Raw genomic sequence first — 17367 nt, 5'->3', positions numbered from 1 at the left:
CAATGATTTTCATCATACTGAAATATTGAATTATTTATTACATCATAATAAAAAAATTGAATATATATTCATAGTGCTTTTATGAAAAATGACGTTTTATAATTAATAAAATTTTGATTGTATAATATTCGAAATGTTATTTTTAATTCAATTTAATATATTACGATAATGCAATTTCGTAATATATTCTAATATACCGCTATACGCAAAATATGGTGTAATGCAGAGCGTATGTACTGAAGTTTTTAAAATTAGTAGCAATTCTGTTTTAGAATAATTTTTAAAATAATTACTTACTAAAGATAATTAATTACATATTCAAACAACTTAAAAAAATTACTAATTCATTTAATTAACTTTTATTAAAAAATTTAAATAGATAGTTTAGCCATTTTTACTAACGTAATTAGCGGTTGTGGATATATACCTAAGAATAATACAAGAATGGAAGAGATCAAAATTACCGCGCCACCTGCACTAAATATCCAATTAGACTGTGTATCGCGAGTATATAACTCTGGTGGACTAAGATACAGGCTGACTGTGACTCGTAGGTAGTAATAGACACCAATTGCACTACCTATAATTACTGTTGCAGTTAACCACCAAAGATGCGCATTTATACTAGAAGCGATAATGTAAAATTTACCTATAAAACCAAGCGTCAATGGAATACCTGCTAAAGATAACATCATAACTGTCATAACAGCTGATAAAATAGGGCGATGCCAAAAGAGACCACGATATGAATAAAGTGAATCTGTATCAGTTCCATGACAACATGGACTAGACATGAGACTAACTACACCAAAAGCGCCAAGAGTACTAAAAAGATAACCTACTAAATAAATACCACTAACTTCAAGTGTTAACTGATTATTTTTCAAAGAAATTAACGAAATCAGCAAATAACCAAAATGTGCGATAGAAGAATAACCAAGGAGACGTTTGATATTATTTTGTGAAATCGCCATTAAATTACCAACTAAGATAGAACAAAAAGCCATAGTTGCTAAAACAGTACGTACTGAATTATTGTTAGCAAATGATGGTATATAGATAAAAAATCGCATAATGGCTGAGAACATAGCAATTTTGCTAACAGTCGCAATAAAAGTTGATACTGGTGCAGGTGCTCCTTGATAAACATCAGGTGTCCACATATGAAATGGGACTAAAGATAATTTAAAAGCAAAACCAATTATCATCATACCTAATGCCACTAATGATAAAGGTTGCATCACGTTTTGATTAACATATTGACTTAATGTGATAAAACTAAAACTACCAGTATTTGCATAAATCAAACCAATTCCAAATAATAAAAATGATGAAGCTGAGGCTGACAAAATTGTGTATTTCAAAGCTGATTCTAACGAACCTTTTTGGTGAAACCTATAACCAATTAAACCAAATAGAGGCACTGAAAGTAATTCAATACCAATAAATAATGTTACCATATGACTTGTAGTTGATAATACCATACCTCCTAATGTAGAAATTAGAACAAGAAGATAAAATTCATCTTTATTATTTGAAAAACCAACTAACCAGGCATAAGCAAATATACAAGTTGCTAAACTTGCTAATATTACAAGAGCAATACAAAACACTGAATAACTGTCTATACATAATATCGGTGTAATATCTACTGTAACAACCTTTCCAACAAACCACAATGAAGCAAAACTCAAATTAAGTCCAATCACTGTTAGCATAGCGCTAACAAAATGGTTTCGTTTCCATGCAATGCATAGCATTACAACCAACACTGTTAAGACAATAATTAAAAATGGTAGTAATGCAATAAATTGTAATTTAGATATTATCATAAAAATTATAGCGTTGAAGTTGAATCGAAGTAGTAAACCAATGCTGTATATTGCTTATTGCAGCATATGAAGTATTAAGAAGCGGTTGCGGGTAAATACCTATAAAAACTAATAATATCAATAAGATACTAATGATTAATAATTCTCGAGAAGACATGCCCTGTAGTGGTTCTTCAGATTTTACTGCACCGTAATATGTCTTTTGAATCATAGTTAAAGAATAAATTGACGCAAAAACAAGACTAAACGTGGCAAGTACGATCATCTTTGGTACTACCTGAAAACTACCAATTAAAATCATAAATTCACCTATAAAATTACCGGTACCAGGTATCCCCAGATTTGCTGCTGCAAAAAAAAGTGAAAAACCAGGAATCCACTTGATACGCGACCATAGTCCGCCCATCTGACGCATATCTCGAGTATGTAGACGTTCATATATTTGACCACATAATATGAACAATGCAGCTGTGCAAATGCCATGTGCAATCATTTGTATTACTGCACCTTGGAAAGCTAATTTACTTCCGCTATAAATAGCAATCAATACAAAACCCATGTGAGAAATTGAAGTATAAGCAATCAAACGTTTAATATCAGTTTGCGAAAATGCTAAACAAGCACCATAAAAGATTCCTATATTTCCTAACCAAATAGCAAAAGGTGCAAACTCTGCTGATGCATTAGGGAATAAAGGCAAGCTAAAGCGCAATAAACCATAAGCTGCCGTTTTTAATAAAATACCTGCAAGATCAACTGAACCTGCAGTAGGTGCTTGGCTATGTGCATCAGGTAACCAACCATGAAAAGGAACAACTGGCATTTTCACTGCAAAAGCAATAAAAAAACCTAGCATTAGTAAATATTCAACAGTGTGCGACATTTTTGTATGTAGTAATTCTTCATAATCAAAAGTTAAAAATCCTGTAGTTTTATAATGTACAAACACTAATGTTAAAATAGCTACTAACATAATCAAACCAGAAGATTGAGTGTAGATAAAGAACTTAGTTGCTGCAGTAATACGTGTTTTACCATCCGAGGCTTTATGTCCCCATAACGCAATAAGGAAATACATTGGAACGAGCATCATTTCCCAGAAAAAAAAGAATAAAAACATATCAATAGCTAGAAACACACCAATTACACCACCAAGAATCCACATTAGATTAAGATGAAAAAATCCTTGATATTTTTCAATTTCATTCCAAGAACATAAGACTGCCATTACACCGAGCAAACAGGTTAGTAATACCATAAGTAATGAAAATCCATCAATTGCTAAATAGACATTAATGCCAAAGCGTGGAATCCACGATTTAAAGAAGATAGATTGCCATTGAGGAATATCACTTAACTGTAATAATGAATAATCTCCTTGAACCCATAAGTAGACTGAAAGTACTAATGTGTATACTGTTGTTATTAATGCTATCCAACGTGGCACTTTTGTACCAAATTGCTCTGCTGGCCAGCAGAGTAATCCACCGACAAATAGCACGATAATTAACCAGGGCAGTAACACGATCTTATTATTCCTTATATAATGAAATTGATCTATTTAGATTTTTTATTTAGTTTTAGAAGTATTCTGATTCAATAATTTGATATATTGATTTTGATTTTAAATAACTAAAATTTTTAAGAACTTTACTCTACCTATTCTGTTTTTTAAATATTACATTATTAGAATAATTTATACAAATTTCATTAATTGTTATATAACAGCATCAATGCTAATATTAATATAGCACCTATACTCATTGAAGCTATATACCATCGTAAATAACCATTTTGACTTATTAGTAAACCTCTATTGCTAATTTTTGAAATCAATACTGGTAAATTCATTAGTGAATTAAGTGGATCATGTTGTAGCAAGCAAGTAATTCTCATGTAAGTTTTTACAAAAATCTTGTCATATAACCAGTCAAAACCAAAGCCTACAAACCAGAAAGAGCTGAAAAAACGACCTAATATGCTATTAGAAATATAAATAAATGATTTATGCTTATCTAACCATAACCATTTAGAGAGCAGTACACCAAAGATTGTTATTAAACTCGAAATAGTTGCTAAGATCATTCCACCAGCATCACTAAAATTATTTTGAGGTAACACTTTAATCAAAGGTTGTATGATGAATATTCCTAAAAAGGTTGAAAGTACCAACAATACAATCAGGGGAAAATGGTGAGTAAAACTTTTAATGGCATCTGCATTAATTTTTTGTTCGCCATGAAAAACTATAAATATTAAACGAAAAGTATAAAGAGATGTAAGCAACGCACCTATCAATCCAGTAATCGTTAGACAGATATGGCCATCTACGAGTGTAGCAACCAGAATTTGTTCTTTGCTATAGAAGCCAGCAGTCAATACAGGCAAAGCTGTTAATGAGCTGCCTCCTACTAAAAAACAAAAATATATAAACGGAATTTTTTTACGTAAACCACCCATTTTGAAAATATTCTGCTCGTGATGACATGACAAAATTAGCGAGCCTGCAGCAAGAAATAATAACGCTTTAAAAAAAGCATGTATCATTAAATGGAAAATCGCAGCATGCCATGCTTGTACGCCCAATGCAAGAAACATATAACCAATTTGACTCATAGTTGAATAAGCAAGAATACGTTTTATATCTGTTTGTACTAATGCAGAACAACTTGAAATTATTAAAGTTATTGCACCAATAATAGCAACTAAATTCAGTATTTGCGGTGCGAGTAAAAAAAGATTGTGAGTACGTGCAATTAAATAAACGCCTGCAGTGACCATAGTCGCTGCATGAATCAATGCCGAAACCGGAGTTGGACCAGCCATTGCATCCGGTAGCCAGACTTGTAATGGAAATTGTGCAGACTTACCTATTGCACCTGCTAATAACATCAGAACTGCCAATTCTAATATGGAATGATGAAATTTAGCACAATCTAATAGACTAAATTTTATTAATTCAGATATATTTAGTGTATTGAATTCATTGTAAATAATGAATAAAGCAAATGCAAGGAACACATCACCTATACGAGTTACGATGAAAGCTTTTAACGCTGCTTTTCCGTTTTTTACATTGTTGTAATAAAATCCAATCAATAAATAAGAACACAGTCCAACACCTTCCCAACCAAGATACATCAACATAAAGTTATCTGCTAAGACTAGTATAAGCATGCTAGCAATAAAAAGATTCGTATATGCAAAATAACGCGAATAACCTTCTTGATCAAACATATACCAAGAAGAAAATATATGAATTAATAAACCAATACCAGTAATTACTGATATCATTGTTAATGACAATCCATCTAGAAAAAAATTTATTTTTATATTAAAATTTTCTACATATATCCACGACCATAATTCTTGATAAAAATGCTGCTGTTCTGTTGTAAAAAATTCTACTGCTACAAAAATTGTACTTAATGCTGATAAACCAATTGATCCTATTCCAATAAAATTTACAAGCTTCTGTGACCAAAAATTATGAAAGAATACTAATAGTAGATAGCCAATTAATGGAAATAATACAATTAAATAAAGAAGATTCATCCGCGCATCTCACTTACTGTATCAACATTTACAGTTTGACGACAACGATAAAGTTGAATTAATAAGGCTAAACCAATGATTGCTTCTACTGCTGCTGCGCTGAGCGTAAGAATGTACATTACTTGGCCGTCAGCTGAGCGCCAATAACTTCCTGCCAGCACTTGTATTAATGCACTAGAATTAATCATGATTTCTACACCAATCAGCATAAAGAGTAAATTACGACGTACGATTATGGAAGTTAATCCCAGACAAAATAATACAGCAGCAAGAATTAGTCCATGTTTTAAAGGAATCATGCATTTTCCTCATTACTGTTAATTTTTTCAAACGAACGGTTATTTAAAACTTCGCTTTGACGATCTTCACGCCCAATGTGAAAAGCTATAATTAAACCCGCTAACAGTAACATAGATGTTAGTTCTACAATAAATGCATACGAACCAAAGAGATTAATACCTACTGTTTTTGCATCAATAACAGTACCATTAATACTTTGTTGGTGTAGTGTAATAATAGCGTAAATGATCAACACTAAGAGAATTAAAGAAATAATAGCCGGAGCTAACCATAATGAAGTTTTCAACCATTCTCGTTCTTGTTCTTGCGTATTGCCTAAATTGAGCATCATTACTACAAAAACAAAAAGCACCATAATAGCACCAGCATAAATGATAATTTCTAGTGCACCGACAAAATATGCACCTATAGAAAAAAATACACCAGCAATTGATAATAATGAAGCAATTAAATACATCAATGCATGCACAGGATTAGTATGCGTAATAAAGCGAAATGTTGTTAATATTGACATTAGTCCGCAAAAATAAAATGCAAATTCCATGCTTCGTTTCCTAAGGTAATAAGTTCTTTACGTTAAGTGGTTTATCCTCATTTTTTGCTGCACCTTTCTCCTTTCCGTCAATTGCCAGGCCTGTTATATGATAAAAATCATACTTCGGATATTTACCTTGTCCTTGAATTAGTAAATCTTCTTTTTCGTATACCAAATTTTGACGTTTAAATTCACCTAATTCAAAATCTGGAATTAGTTGAATTGCGGTAGTTGGACAGGCTTCTTCGCACATACCGCAGAAGATACAACGTGAAAAATTGATACGAAAAAATTCCGGATACCAACGTCCGTCTTGCGTTTCGGCTTTTTGCAATGAAATACAACTTACCGGACATGCAACTGCACAAAGATTACAAGCTACGCAGCGTTCTTTACCTTCTATGTCACGAGTTAATACGACACGACCTCGATAACGCGGTGGTAAATAAACTGGCTCTTCTGGATACATTTGTGTTTCACGTTTAGAAAAAGCATGCATACCTACCATCCAAATACTACGCAAAGTTGTATAAAAACCCAGTAAAATATCTTTTAAATTCATTTAAAAATGCCTTAATACCAGTTATATAAGAATTACTAGCGCAGTTATTATAAGATTTAATAGCGTTAAAGGGAAACAAACTTTCCACCCAAACGACAGCACCTGATCATAACGTGGCCGCGGAAGCGAAGCGCGAACCAAGATAAATATAAGGATAAAAAAAATCGTTTTTATCATGAACCAGAGAAATGGAGGAAGTAATGGACCTTTCCAACCACCAAAAAACAATGTTACGATCATGGCTGATACACTAATAATTGATATATATTCACCTATAAAGAACAAACCAAATTTCATACCCGCGTATTCAATATGATAACCATCAGCTAGTTCTTGTTCAGCTTCGGGTTGATCAAATGGATGGCGATGACATACTGCAACACCTGCAATACAAAAAGCTAAAAACCCGAAAAATTGAGGAACAACATTCCATATATGTGTTTGACTTTCAATGATTAAATTTAAATTAAATGAACCAGCTTGAGCGACTACACCCATCAATGATAAACCAATGAAAAGTTCATAACTTAACGTTTGTACTGAAGCTCTCATTGCACCTAATAAAGAATATTTATTATTGCTTGCCCAACCAGCTAATAAAATTGCATATACTGCAAGACTAGTCATCATTAAAAAAAATAGTATACCAATATTTAAATTTATTACTATCCACGTAGGGGAAATAGGAATGATAGCAAAAACCAGCAGTAAACATACGAAGGCAATTACAGGTGCTAAAGTAAAAATAAAACGGTCAGAAAACGGTGGAATCCAATCTTCTTTAAATAAAATTTTTATCATATCAGCTAGTAATTGCAATGAACCACACCAACCTACACGATTGGGTCCATAGCGATTTTGCCATAAAGCAAGTAGACGACGTTCAGCAAAACTCATAAAAGCGCCACAAGCTATAATCATTATTAAGATGAACATTGCTTTAGATGTATGAATCAATAAATTGTTGATATCTGTCGCAATCCATCTCATTTTTTTAACTCCTGCAGTTTATTGATTTGAGCACCTAAGAGAAAAAGAGGTACGCCGGGTATACCAAGCGGTAAACCTATCAAACCATTTTGCAAAAATGTAGAAAAACGCACTGTTATGTTCAACGTTTCACCAGCACACACTAATTCAGCTCTTGAGCCATTCTGTAGATTCCATTTCTTTGCATCTATTGGATTAATTACTAACATTGCAGGTGATATGCGCTGTTGAAATATTAGAGAACGTTGACTCATTTCTTCACTTCCAAATAACTGATAATAAGGTACCACACGCCATATATTTTTTGACTGACAAAAACTGTCTGGAATAGTTGTAAACCAAGGTAATGAAGCCTTAACTGCATTAAATAGACGTACTCCTGGATCGCCATGACGTAACTTTCCACCTACTTCAGCTTGGCATTTATTCCATGACTGCACGGAATTCCAACCTGGTGCCCAAGCAAAAGGAATGTGAGAACACATTGCACTGGGCTGGTTATTGCCTTCCATAGAAAAAGCAAACATAGTATCTTTATCTTCTGGCTGACGTGGTTCATGCACATTGATGCTAGATCGCATAGAAGTACGACCACTTGCGCGATGAGGTAAACGTGCTAATTTTTGACCAGAGATGCGAAAGCTAGCGTTTGGAGCAGCGTCCTTAATACCTTTAAATTGTGGTAAAGAAAGAATTACATCATCAATCACATAATCAAGTGATGTCCAATCAATCTGACGATTTTCTAACATGCTGTGTAGAGAATGTAACCATCGCCAGCTTTCTAACATTACAACACTATTATCGTAATACATTGGATCGTAAACTTGGAAAAATCGTTGAGCACGGCCTTCATGACTGATTATAGTACCGTCACTTTCGGCAAAACTAGCTGCAGAAAATACTAGACCTGCCTTTTCTAAAGTACTGGTACGTTGATGATCAAGTACTATTATGTTTGTTGTATTTTGTAGAGCAGCATTTACAGTAATTTTAGGTATACAACGATAAAGATCATTCTCTAAGATAATAAGAGCATTATCTTTTTGTGTAATAACTTGTTCTAATGCAATCTCTAAAGATAAACCGCCCATCATACCTAAACCAACACTATTAGCATCTGATGCTAATAGTGTAATACCTACATTTGAATCACGTGCTTTAAGTGCTTTAGCTATGTTGGCTGATGCTTCGATTATCGCGCAACTACCCGAATGTGTACCAGAAATAATTAAGGGTTTTTTTGAATTAATTAATGCTTCTACAATAATCTTTAATGGTTTATACAAATTATTATCAAAGTTAGTTACTGCTGGTGCAGTTTTATCTAGAGCATGAGCAATAGCAAAACCAAAACGTGCTTGATCTTCAACGGATGCATAGTAACTCCATGTTGCTATATCGTCTAAGCAAGTTTTATCCACATTAGTAGTAAATAATGGATATTTAGCCTTTTGACCAATATTAAGCACTGCTGCAGCCTGCCAGTGAGCGATTTCTTGTTCATATGCCATCGCGCGAGCTTTACCTTTTACTGCTTGACGTATAGAAAGTGCTACACGTGCAGCAACTTGAGTAAGATCTTCTCCCAATACTAACACTGTATCATAATTTTCCATTTCTCTTAATGAGGGTGTATAAATACCACTTTCCCGCAGAATTTTTATCATTAATTCAAGGCATAATTGTTCATTGGTTGCAATACCAGTTGAAAAGTTTTCTGCACCTACTAAAGTGCGCAACGCGAAATTACTCTCAATACTAGCGCGGGCAGAACCAATACCAATTACTCTTTTAGCATGTCTACAAATATCTGCTGCAGCATTAATTGCTTGTTCTGCATTCAAAATAATACGGTCTCTACCGCGTAATTGTTCAGGATAACGTGGCCGATCTCTTCGGTTAACGTATCCGTAACCGAATCGACCACGATCACAAAGAAAATAATGGTTGACACTACCGTTATAACGATTCTCAATACGGTGAATTTCACCATAGCGTTCACCAGGACTAGTGTTACAACCTACACTGCACTGTTGGCAAATACTTGGTGCAAACTGCATATCCCATTTTCGATTATAACGCAGAGAATGTGTTTTATCAGTAAACACACCAGTTGGACATACTTCAACTAAGTTACCAGAAAATTCGTTTTCCAACGTACCTTCTACAACTCGACCAAAATAGATATTATTATTTGCACCGTAAACCCCAAAGTCTTTGCCATCTGCATAATCCTGATAGTATCGTATACAACGGTAACAGGTAATACAACGATTCATTTCATGAGAAATAAACGGACCAATATTTTGATTATAATGAGTACGTTTTGTAAAACGATAGCGGCGTGATCTGTGACCTGCCATTATAGTCATGTCTTGTAAATGACAGCTACCTCCTTCTTCACATACAGGACAGTCATGAGGATGATTGATCATTAACAATTCTATTACATTTTTACGAAACTCTTTTGCTTCACTATCGTTAATAGAAATTACAGTATGATCTGATACTGGTGTCATACAAGACATAACAAGATAACCATTGGTATCTTCAATATTTTTAAATTTTTTTACCGCACACTGTCTACAAGCACCTACACTTCCTAAAGCAGGATGCCAACAAAAATAAGGAATATCCAAACCAAGAGATAAACATGCTTGTAAAAGGTTATCCTTGCCATTTACATCATATTCTTTACCGTCTATGTAGATTGTAGCCATATTAAACATATTTCCATCAAGCTTATCTCATATTATATGACAAGCGTTAAATACGCTGTCCTTTCAAACTAAGTGACATTGCGATCCATGTATTCTAAATTTTACTTTTTTAAAAATTAGGTTGTATCCCAATAATAGAAAGAGTATTTTTAAATACTTTTTGTGGAATAATACCGGCTTCGAACTCTTCACGAAAATATTTAATGGCACTTTGTAATGGCTCAATAGCACCCGGAGCAAGTGCACAGAAAGTTTTACCTAAGCTTAGCTGAGAACAAAGTTGTTGTAGAGTTTCAATATCACCTAATTGTCCTTTATTTTGTTCTAATGCACGAAGAATTTTGACAATCCATGATAGACCTTCACGACATGGAGTACACCAGCCACAAGATTCACGAGCAAAAAATTCTTCTAGATTAAGCACTAACGATACCATGTTTATTTGATGATCTACTGCCATTGCCATTGCAGTACCTAAACGGCTACCAGCTTTACTCATGCTTGTAAATTCCATAGGTAAATCAAGGTGCTTTTCAAGTAAAAAGTCTGTTCCTGCACCGCCAGGTTGCCAAGTTTTAAACTTGAATCCGTTACACATACCTCCAGCATAATCTTCTATAATTTCACGTGCTGTAATTCCAAAGGGAAGTTCCCAAATTCCAGGTTTTTTAACGCGTCCTGAAAAACCCATCATTTTAGTGCCTTTATCATCACTCTTAGAAAGATTTTTATACCAATCAACGCCATTTAGAAAAATTGCTGGAAGATTCGATAAGGTTTCAACGTTATTGACACAGGTCGGTTTTCCCCATAAGCCAGAAATAGCAGGAAATGGTGGTTTAGAACGTGGATTTGCACGACGACCTTCCAATGAATTAATTAATGCAGTTTCTTCACCGCAAATATAACGACCAGCACCTGTATGAATAAATAATTGAAAATTAAAATCAGTACCAAAAATATTATTACCCAATAAACCTGCCATCATAGCTTCATCAATAGCACGCTGAAGACTAAATGCTGCTTCAATGTACTCACCTCGCAGAAAAATGTAACCACAGCAGGATCGAAGAGCAAAAGCAGCAATTAACATACCTTCTATTAATTGATGTGGTATTGCCTCCATCAAGAAACGATCTTTATATGTACCAGGTTCCATTTCATCAGCATTACATAATAAATAACGAATATTCAAGGATTCATGTTGCGGCATTAAACTCCACTTTAAGCCAGTAGAAAAACCTGCACCTCCACGCCCTTTAAGACCAGAATCTTTTACCGCAGCAATAACTTGTTTAGGTATCATTCCTTTAAGTACTTTTTCAGCACCGACATATCCATTTTTACTACGATATTCATTTATCCATATAGGTTGTTTATCCGAACGTAAACGCCAGGTTAATGGATGTGTTTCTGGAGTAGGAATGATATTTTTAGTCTTCATTCACATTGCTCCAGCAAGTCGACAATAAATTTCGGTGTTAAATGAATGTAAGTTTTTTCATTGATCATCATCGTAGGACCTTTATCACAATTACCTAAACAGCAGGTAGGAAGTAACGTAAAACGGCCATCTGGCGTACTGTGACCTGATTTGATATTTAGATTTTTTTCTAAAGTTGCCTGTATGCACTTATATCCCATAATGTAGCATACTACACTATCGCAATAACGAATAAGATGACGGCCTATTGGCATACGATAAATTTGGCTGTAAAAAGTTGCTACACCTTCTACATCGCTAGCAGGAATACCTAAAATATCGCTAATAGCTTGGATAGCACTATCAGATACCCAACCATGCTGCTTTTGAACAATTTTTAAAGCTCCGATTGAAGCAGCTCGTGAATTTTCATAATGCTTTTTTTCATTTTCAATGGCTTTGCATTCTGTTTCGGTTAAGCTAAAAGAATTATCGTTATCGACTAATTGGATATCAATTTTTTGAAAATTCATAATTTAACGATCCACATCTGACATAACAAAATCGATACTACCAAGATATACGATTAAATCTGAAACTAAACTACCACGGATTACTGATGGAATCTGTTGTAAATGCGAAAAGCTTGGAGTACGTACACGAGTACGGTAACTAGTAGTATTTCCGTCACTTATTAAATAATAACTGTTAATGCCTTTCGTTGCTTCAATCATCTGAAAAGCTTCATTGGCTGGTATAATCGGTCCCCATGATACTTGTAAAAAATGAGTGATCAAAGTTTCAATATGTTGCAAAGTACGTTCTTTAGGTGGTGGTGTAGTTAATGGGTGATCTGCTTTAAATGGACCTTCTGGCATGTTTTTCATGCATTGTTCTAAAATGCGCAGTGATTGCCAAATTTCTTCCATTTTTAGTTTGACGCGCGTATATGCATCACTAATACCGTCTCCTATTGGCACTTCAAAATCAAAATTCTCATAACCAGAATATGGACGCCATTTTCGTACATCAAAATCTAAACCAGTTGCACGCAATCCTGCACCTGTTGTACCCCATGCTATTGCTTCTTCCATATTGTATGCTGCTACTCCTTTTGAACGATTGATTAGGATAGTATTACGCAATGCAACTTTATCGTATTCTTTTAATCGTTTTGGTATCCAATCAAGAAATTTACGCAATAAAGTCTCCCATCCATTTGGTAAATCGTGCGCAACACCACCAATTCGAAACCATGCAGGATGCATACGAAAACCCGTAATTGCCTCAACTACATCGTAAATTTTTTGGCGATCAGTAAAAGCAAGAAATACTGGTGTCATGCAACCAACATCTTGAATAAAAGTAGAAATATAAAGTAAGTGGCTATTGATACGGAATAGTTCAGATAACATAATGCGAATTACTTTTACACGATCTGGAACTGTAATACCTGCCATTTTTTCAACAGCTAGTAAATAAGGCATTTCATTTATACAGCCACCAAGATATTCAATACGATCAGTGTAAGGAATATAGCTGTGCCATGTTTGACGTTCTCCCATTTTTTCAGCACCACGATGATGATAACCAATATCTGGTACACAATCGATAATCTCTTCACCATTTAATTGTAAAATAATGCGGAAAGCACCATGGGCTGAAGGATGATTAGGGCCAAGATTAAGAAATATGAAGTCTTCATTTTTATTTCCAGGTTTCATACCCCAATCTTCTGGTTTGAAACTTAGCGATTCCATTTCTAAATCTTCTTTTTGCTTACTTAATGTAAAAGGATCAAACTCTGTTGCGCGTGCTGGATAATCTTTGCGCAATGGATGGCCTTTCCATGTCTGTGGCATTATAAGACGTGTGAGATGAGGATGACCATTAAAAATAATTCCAAACATTTCCCAAGTTTCGCGTTCATACCAATTAGCATTAGCAAAAATTTTTGTTATGGTAGGCATAGTAAGATCATTTTCAAATAATGCTACTTTAAGAATAATATCGCAATTACCCTTAATTGATAATAAATGACAGAAGACTGAAAAATCCGCTGGAGGTAATCCAGTACGATGAATACGTAAACGTTCATCTATACCATGCAAGTCATAGAGCATCAGATAAGGTTTTGGTAAATGACGTAGAAATTTAATAACTTCTAAAAATTGTTCCCGTTGTACCCATATATTCAAAATTCCCGTACAAGTAGATTGGATTCTAAAGACACTTACTCCAAAATGATTATATAGCTCAGCAATCAAGGCACCATCTTGATGATTTTTATTTTGTTTCAATGAAGATTGAATAAAATTTTGAGTGGTTAAATCCGTCATAAATTACTCACCATTACAAGGGTGTCAAAACAACATAACATATTGTATTTATATACATTAAATTTCTATGCAAATATCATTCTCTCTATTTAAGACAAGAGTTTAAACTTCATTCGGATTTCTTAAATTTGTAACGGAAATACGTTTGGCATGTTTTTTTTGGCGTTCAGACTGCATATTAGCATGGTAAATACCTTGATCGCCTACTATCCATGATAGTGGACGACGTTCTTGACTAATAGATTCACGCAGCAGTAAAAGAGCTTGAATATATGCTTCAGGACGAGGTGGACATCCTGGAATATACACATCTACTGGCAGAAATTTATCTACACCCTGTACTACTGAATAAATGTCATACATACCACCTGAGTTAGCACAAGATCCCATTGAAATCACCCATTTAGGTTCTAGCATTTGATCATATAAACGTTTAATAACTGGTGCCATTTTTATAAATGGCGTACCTGCAATTACCATGAAATCTGCTTGACGAGGAGAAGCACGCATTACTTCTGAACCAAAACGTGCAACATCATGTATAGATGTAAATGATGTAGTCATTTCAACATAACAGCAAGAAAGGCCAAAATTGTAGGGCCATAAGGAATTCTTACGCCCCCAATTTACTATACTATGTAAAACATTTTCGAGTTTGTTCATATAAATATTATGTTTATTTAGGGGAGAATCCTGAATAGAATTATCGGGCATCTTTTTTTTTTCAAAAGAATATTTATTGCTGTCATTCTTATTTTTTTTCATATATGTTAGCGTATAGTCCATGTTTATGTACCTTTATTAGGTTATTATATATATTAATATTAATGTACATTTAATCACAATGATTAACCTATCTTATTTTGATAATAGGTATATAACGACGCACCGGTGTCCAATTTAATGCACCGATACGCACTAAATATACTAAGCTGGCTAATAATACTAAAATAAAAATTAAACCTTCGAAAAAACCTGTCCATCCAATTTCTCTGATAGAAATTGCCCATGCATATAAAAAAAGAGTTTCAACGTCAAAGATAACAAAAAACATGGCAACTAAATAAAATTTTGCGGAAAATCGAATGTGAGTATCACCGAGTGACTTTATGCCTGACTCAAATGGAGTATTTTTATACCGTCCAGTTGCTCGTCCCCCTAATAACCATCCGGCTATTAACATAAATATACATAGACTAAATGAACCTACAATAAAACTAATAAATGCCCAATTTTGAATGATCAGTTCTGTATTTTTTGACATATTATCTACTTAATTAATAAGTAATTGAATTAATAATATTATATATTAAAGGGTAATTGTAAGTATTCTACTGTCATGTAAAATAAATCAACTAAACCCTTATCATATCTTGATCTTAGATGGTTAAAGATTTAATTTTTTATTAAATTATTGTAAATATTATGGTCGTGTTAATATCAGTGTAGCTGATAGATTAAAAATCTATTCAAAATAATTATGAACCATTTAACTTATTAAAGTTTAATCAGTTAGAATATCTTTTGTTTCAATGAAATTTAAGTTCTTAAGAAGAATGCCTACTAAACTATAGCATATCAAAAGTTATTAAATTTAATACGTTACTTTTTTATTTTAAAAAAATATGACTACAGTATCGAAATTTATATTCATGATTGTAATCAATATAAAGAATTATATATTTTTAATATACAATATTGATATATATTTACATTTAAATTAAGAATACATGAATAATATTTAGCTAAATTTAAAAGTAGTAGAGTGTTATTACCGCATCTTGTTAAAATACTGTTTATAGTAGGAGCGCTTAGTATCTAAGTGCTAAAAAATTAGTCACATTTTATAAAATAAGCGCTCTAGATGCACAACAGCTAAGATAATGTTACCAGATAGATGTTTATATTATGTTTTATACAATATAAACATCATGCTTTTTTGTATGTGAATACTGCGTGTTAGATGCACTAACATTAACGAATTAAATATTGCTAATACAGCGACAATATTTTCAGCATATTTTATATATACTAGTAATGAATTTACTCTAAATATTATTCATATATATAAAAATATAATTTAATTTATGCTTAATGAATAAAGTCTGTTCTTAATAAACTATATGACACACATTAATTAACTTTAAAAATTAAGTCATTTTTAAAAACAAAGATCTATGTATAGATAGATTGAGTGCAAAATTTTTATAGTTATTGATATATTAGTCTATTTTTTTCCAAAATAGTTAGCAAGTATTCACTATACAATTGATTAAAAATTTTAAGTCAAATAATCTTTTAGTTATATTGACTATCTTATTAGTTTTCCTAAAAGTAAAAGGTTTCTATGTTCAGCTATAATCCATTCCATCGCGTAAAAAAATCTTGAGGAAGCTCAATATCAAACTGATCAATGACACGGTTTAGCGTTTGGTCCATTAAATCTTTGATGGTTTTTGGACGATGATAAAATGCCGGTACTGGAGGTAATATAATGGCACCAAGTTCCGCAGCTTTTGTCATGATCCGTAAATGACCAACATGTAAAGGTGTTTCACGTACACATAGTACCAGTTTACGTTTTTCTTTTAGTACTACGTCGGCAGCACGTGTTAATATATTGTCACTATAACTATTTACAATACTCGAAAGTGTTTTTATTGAACAGGGTACAATTGCCATTCCTAATGTTTTAAAAGAACCAGAAGAAATATTAGCAGCAATATTATGTATATCATGCAATACATTAGCAAGTGCCTGTACTTCATATAAATCATAATTTGTTTCTAATTCTAATGTCTGACATGCTGAAGAGCTTATAACTAAATGTGTTTCTATCTCTTTGAGTGTTTGAAGCATTTGTAGTAGACGTACACCATAAATAGCGCCACTTGCTCCAGAAATACCAATAATAAGTCTTTTCATTTTTTATATATTTACCCATTTTATGGGTGAAAATTTTGAATTTTACTTGAAGAAAAATCAAAAAAGTAATAACGAATGTAAAATAAACTTAAAATAATATGATAATGTAAGTTATAACATAATCTGTTATTTTATGCTTACTATTATGATAGCAAATATTCAATATATAGTTGATTTAGATTC

At 33.1% G+C, this 17367-nt stretch carries 14 protein-coding genes; all 14 read right to left on the bottom strand.

What is annotated here, in order from left to right; all coding sequences use genetic code 11:
* Window positions 1-371: 371 nt before the first annotated feature.
* Window positions 372-1832, bottom strand: coding sequence for an NADH-quinone oxidoreductase subunit NuoN (gene nuoN / locus BMSBPS_RS00890; protein ID WP_022564543.1), 1461 nt, complete (start codon window positions 1830-1832; stop codon window positions 372-374).
* Entirely contained in the window at window positions 1819-3357 is a 1539-nt protein-coding gene (gene nuoM, locus BMSBPS_RS00885; RefSeq protein ID WP_046201075.1) for an NADH-quinone oxidoreductase subunit M, read from the bottom strand. The genes nuoN and nuoM overlap by 14 nt, the downstream gene beginning before the upstream one ends.
* Before the next feature lie 185 nt (window positions 3358-3542).
* Window positions 3543-5387, bottom strand: a complete 1845-nt coding sequence (gene nuoL / locus BMSBPS_RS00880) for an NADH-quinone oxidoreductase subunit L (RefSeq protein WP_022564541.1) — start codon at window positions 5385-5387, stop codon at window positions 3543-3545.
* Entirely contained in the window at window positions 5384-5686 is a 303-nt protein-coding gene (nuoK, locus tag BMSBPS_RS00875) for an NADH-quinone oxidoreductase subunit NuoK (protein ID WP_022564540.1), read from the bottom strand. The genes nuoL and nuoK overlap by 4 nt, the downstream gene beginning before the upstream one ends.
* The gene (gene nuoJ / locus BMSBPS_RS00870; RefSeq protein WP_022564539.1) at window positions 5683-6231 is read right to left on the bottom strand and encodes an NADH-quinone oxidoreductase subunit J; all 549 of its coding nucleotides are present in this window, start codon (window positions 6229-6231) and stop codon (window positions 5683-5685) included. Before nuoJ ends, nuoK begins: the two co-directional genes overlap by 4 nt.
* Window positions 6232-6241: 10 nt before the next feature.
* Complete coding sequence (gene nuoI, locus BMSBPS_RS00865; RefSeq protein ID WP_022564538.1) at window positions 6242-6784, bottom strand: NADH-quinone oxidoreductase subunit NuoI; 543 nt, start codon at window positions 6782-6784, stop codon at window positions 6242-6244.
* 21 nt (window positions 6785-6805) lie between these two features.
* A complete protein-coding gene (nuoH, locus tag BMSBPS_RS00860; RefSeq protein WP_022564537.1) occupies window positions 6806-7774 on the bottom strand; it encodes an NADH-quinone oxidoreductase subunit NuoH in 969 nt (322 codons plus the stop codon).
* On the bottom strand, window positions 7771-10497 hold the full coding sequence (gene nuoG / locus BMSBPS_RS00855; RefSeq protein WP_044170007.1) for an NADH-quinone oxidoreductase subunit NuoG: 2727 nt from the start codon (window positions 10495-10497) through the stop codon (window positions 7771-7773). The genes nuoH and nuoG overlap by 4 nt, the downstream gene beginning before the upstream one ends.
* Window positions 10498-10606: 109 nt before the next feature.
* Entirely contained in the window at window positions 10607-11941 is a 1335-nt protein-coding gene (gene nuoF, locus BMSBPS_RS00850; protein WP_022564535.1) for an NADH-quinone oxidoreductase subunit NuoF, read from the bottom strand.
* Window positions 11938-12453 (bottom strand): NADH-quinone oxidoreductase subunit NuoE, encoded by a 516-nt coding sequence (gene nuoE, locus BMSBPS_RS00845; RefSeq protein ID WP_022564534.1) that lies wholly within the window; start codon window positions 12451-12453, stop codon window positions 11938-11940. Before nuoE ends, nuoF begins: the two co-directional genes overlap by 4 nt.
* Window positions 12454-12456: 3 nt before the next feature.
* Complete coding sequence (gene nuoC, locus BMSBPS_RS00840; RefSeq protein WP_022564533.1) at window positions 12457-14259, bottom strand: NADH-quinone oxidoreductase subunit C/D; 1803 nt, start codon at window positions 14257-14259, stop codon at window positions 12457-12459.
* A gap of 102 nt (window positions 14260-14361) precedes the next feature.
* A complete protein-coding gene (locus BMSBPS_RS00835) occupies window positions 14362-15024 on the bottom strand; it encodes an NADH-quinone oxidoreductase subunit B (RefSeq protein ID WP_407638111.1) in 663 nt (220 codons plus the stop codon).
* Window positions 15025-15112: 88 nt separating this feature from the next.
* Complete coding sequence (locus BMSBPS_RS00830) at window positions 15113-15523, bottom strand: NADH-quinone oxidoreductase subunit A (RefSeq protein WP_022564531.1); 411 nt, start codon at window positions 15521-15523, stop codon at window positions 15113-15115.
* 1091 nt (window positions 15524-16614) lie between these two features.
* Window positions 16615-17184: a UbiX family flavin prenyltransferase gene (locus BMSBPS_RS00825; protein ID WP_022564530.1), complete on the bottom strand. Its 570-nt coding sequence runs from the start codon at window positions 17182-17184 to the stop codon at window positions 16615-16617.
* Between the last annotated feature and the right edge of the window lie 183 nt (window positions 17185-17367).

This window comes from Candidatus Pantoea carbekii, from assembly GCF_000971765.1.
GTDB classification, from domain to species: Bacteria; Pseudomonadota; Gammaproteobacteria; order Enterobacterales; family Enterobacteriaceae; genus Pantoea_A; species Pantoea_A carbekii.
Note: the sequence above shows the minus strand (reverse complement) of the source record. Positions and strands in the feature narration are given on the sequence as shown.

Excerpts from the sequence above, each read along its gene's own strand:
- nuoN (WP_022564543.1), bottom strand. The coding sequence starts at position 1,832 with ATGATAATATCTAAATTACAATTTATTGCATTACTACCATTTTTAATT.
- nuoL (WP_022564541.1), bottom strand. The coding sequence starts at position 5,387 with ATGAATCTTCTTTATTTAATTGTATTATTTCCATTAATTGGCTATCTA.
- nuoK (WP_022564540.1), bottom strand. The coding sequence starts at position 5,686 with ATGATTCCTTTAAAACATGGACTAATTCTTGCTGCTGTATTATTTTGT.
- nuoJ (WP_022564539.1), bottom strand. The coding sequence starts at position 6,231 with ATGGAATTTGCATTTTATTTTTGCGGACTAATGTCAATATTAACAACA.
- nuoI (WP_022564538.1), bottom strand. The coding sequence starts at position 6,784 with ATGAATTTAAAAGATATTTTACTGGGTTTTTATACAACTTTGCGTAGT.
- nuoH (WP_022564537.1), bottom strand. The coding sequence starts at position 7,774 with ATGAGATGGATTGCGACAGATATCAACAATTTATTGATTCATACATCT.
- nuoG (WP_044170007.1), bottom strand. The coding sequence starts at position 10,497 with ATGGCTACAATCTACATAGACGGTAAAGAATATGATGTAAATGGCAAG.
- nuoF (WP_022564535.1), bottom strand. The coding sequence starts at position 11,941 with ATGAAGACTAAAAATATCATTCCTACTCCAGAAACACATCCATTAACC.
- nuoE (WP_022564534.1), bottom strand. The coding sequence starts at position 12,453 with ATGAATTTTCAAAAAATTGATATCCAATTAGTCGATAACGATAATTCT.
- nuoC (WP_022564533.1), bottom strand. The coding sequence starts at position 14,259 with ATGACGGATTTAACCACTCAAAATTTTATTCAATCTTCATTGAAACAA.
- BMSBPS_RS00835 (WP_407638111.1), bottom strand. The coding sequence starts at position 15,024 with ATGAAAAAAAATAAGAATGACAGCAATAAATATTCTTTTGAAAAAAAA.
- BMSBPS_RS00830 (WP_022564531.1), bottom strand. The coding sequence starts at position 15,523 with ATGTCAAAAAATACAGAACTGATCATTCAAAATTGGGCATTTATTAGT.
- BMSBPS_RS00825 (WP_022564530.1), bottom strand. The coding sequence starts at position 17,184 with ATGAAAAGACTTATTATTGGTATTTCTGGAGCAAGTGGCGCTATTTAT.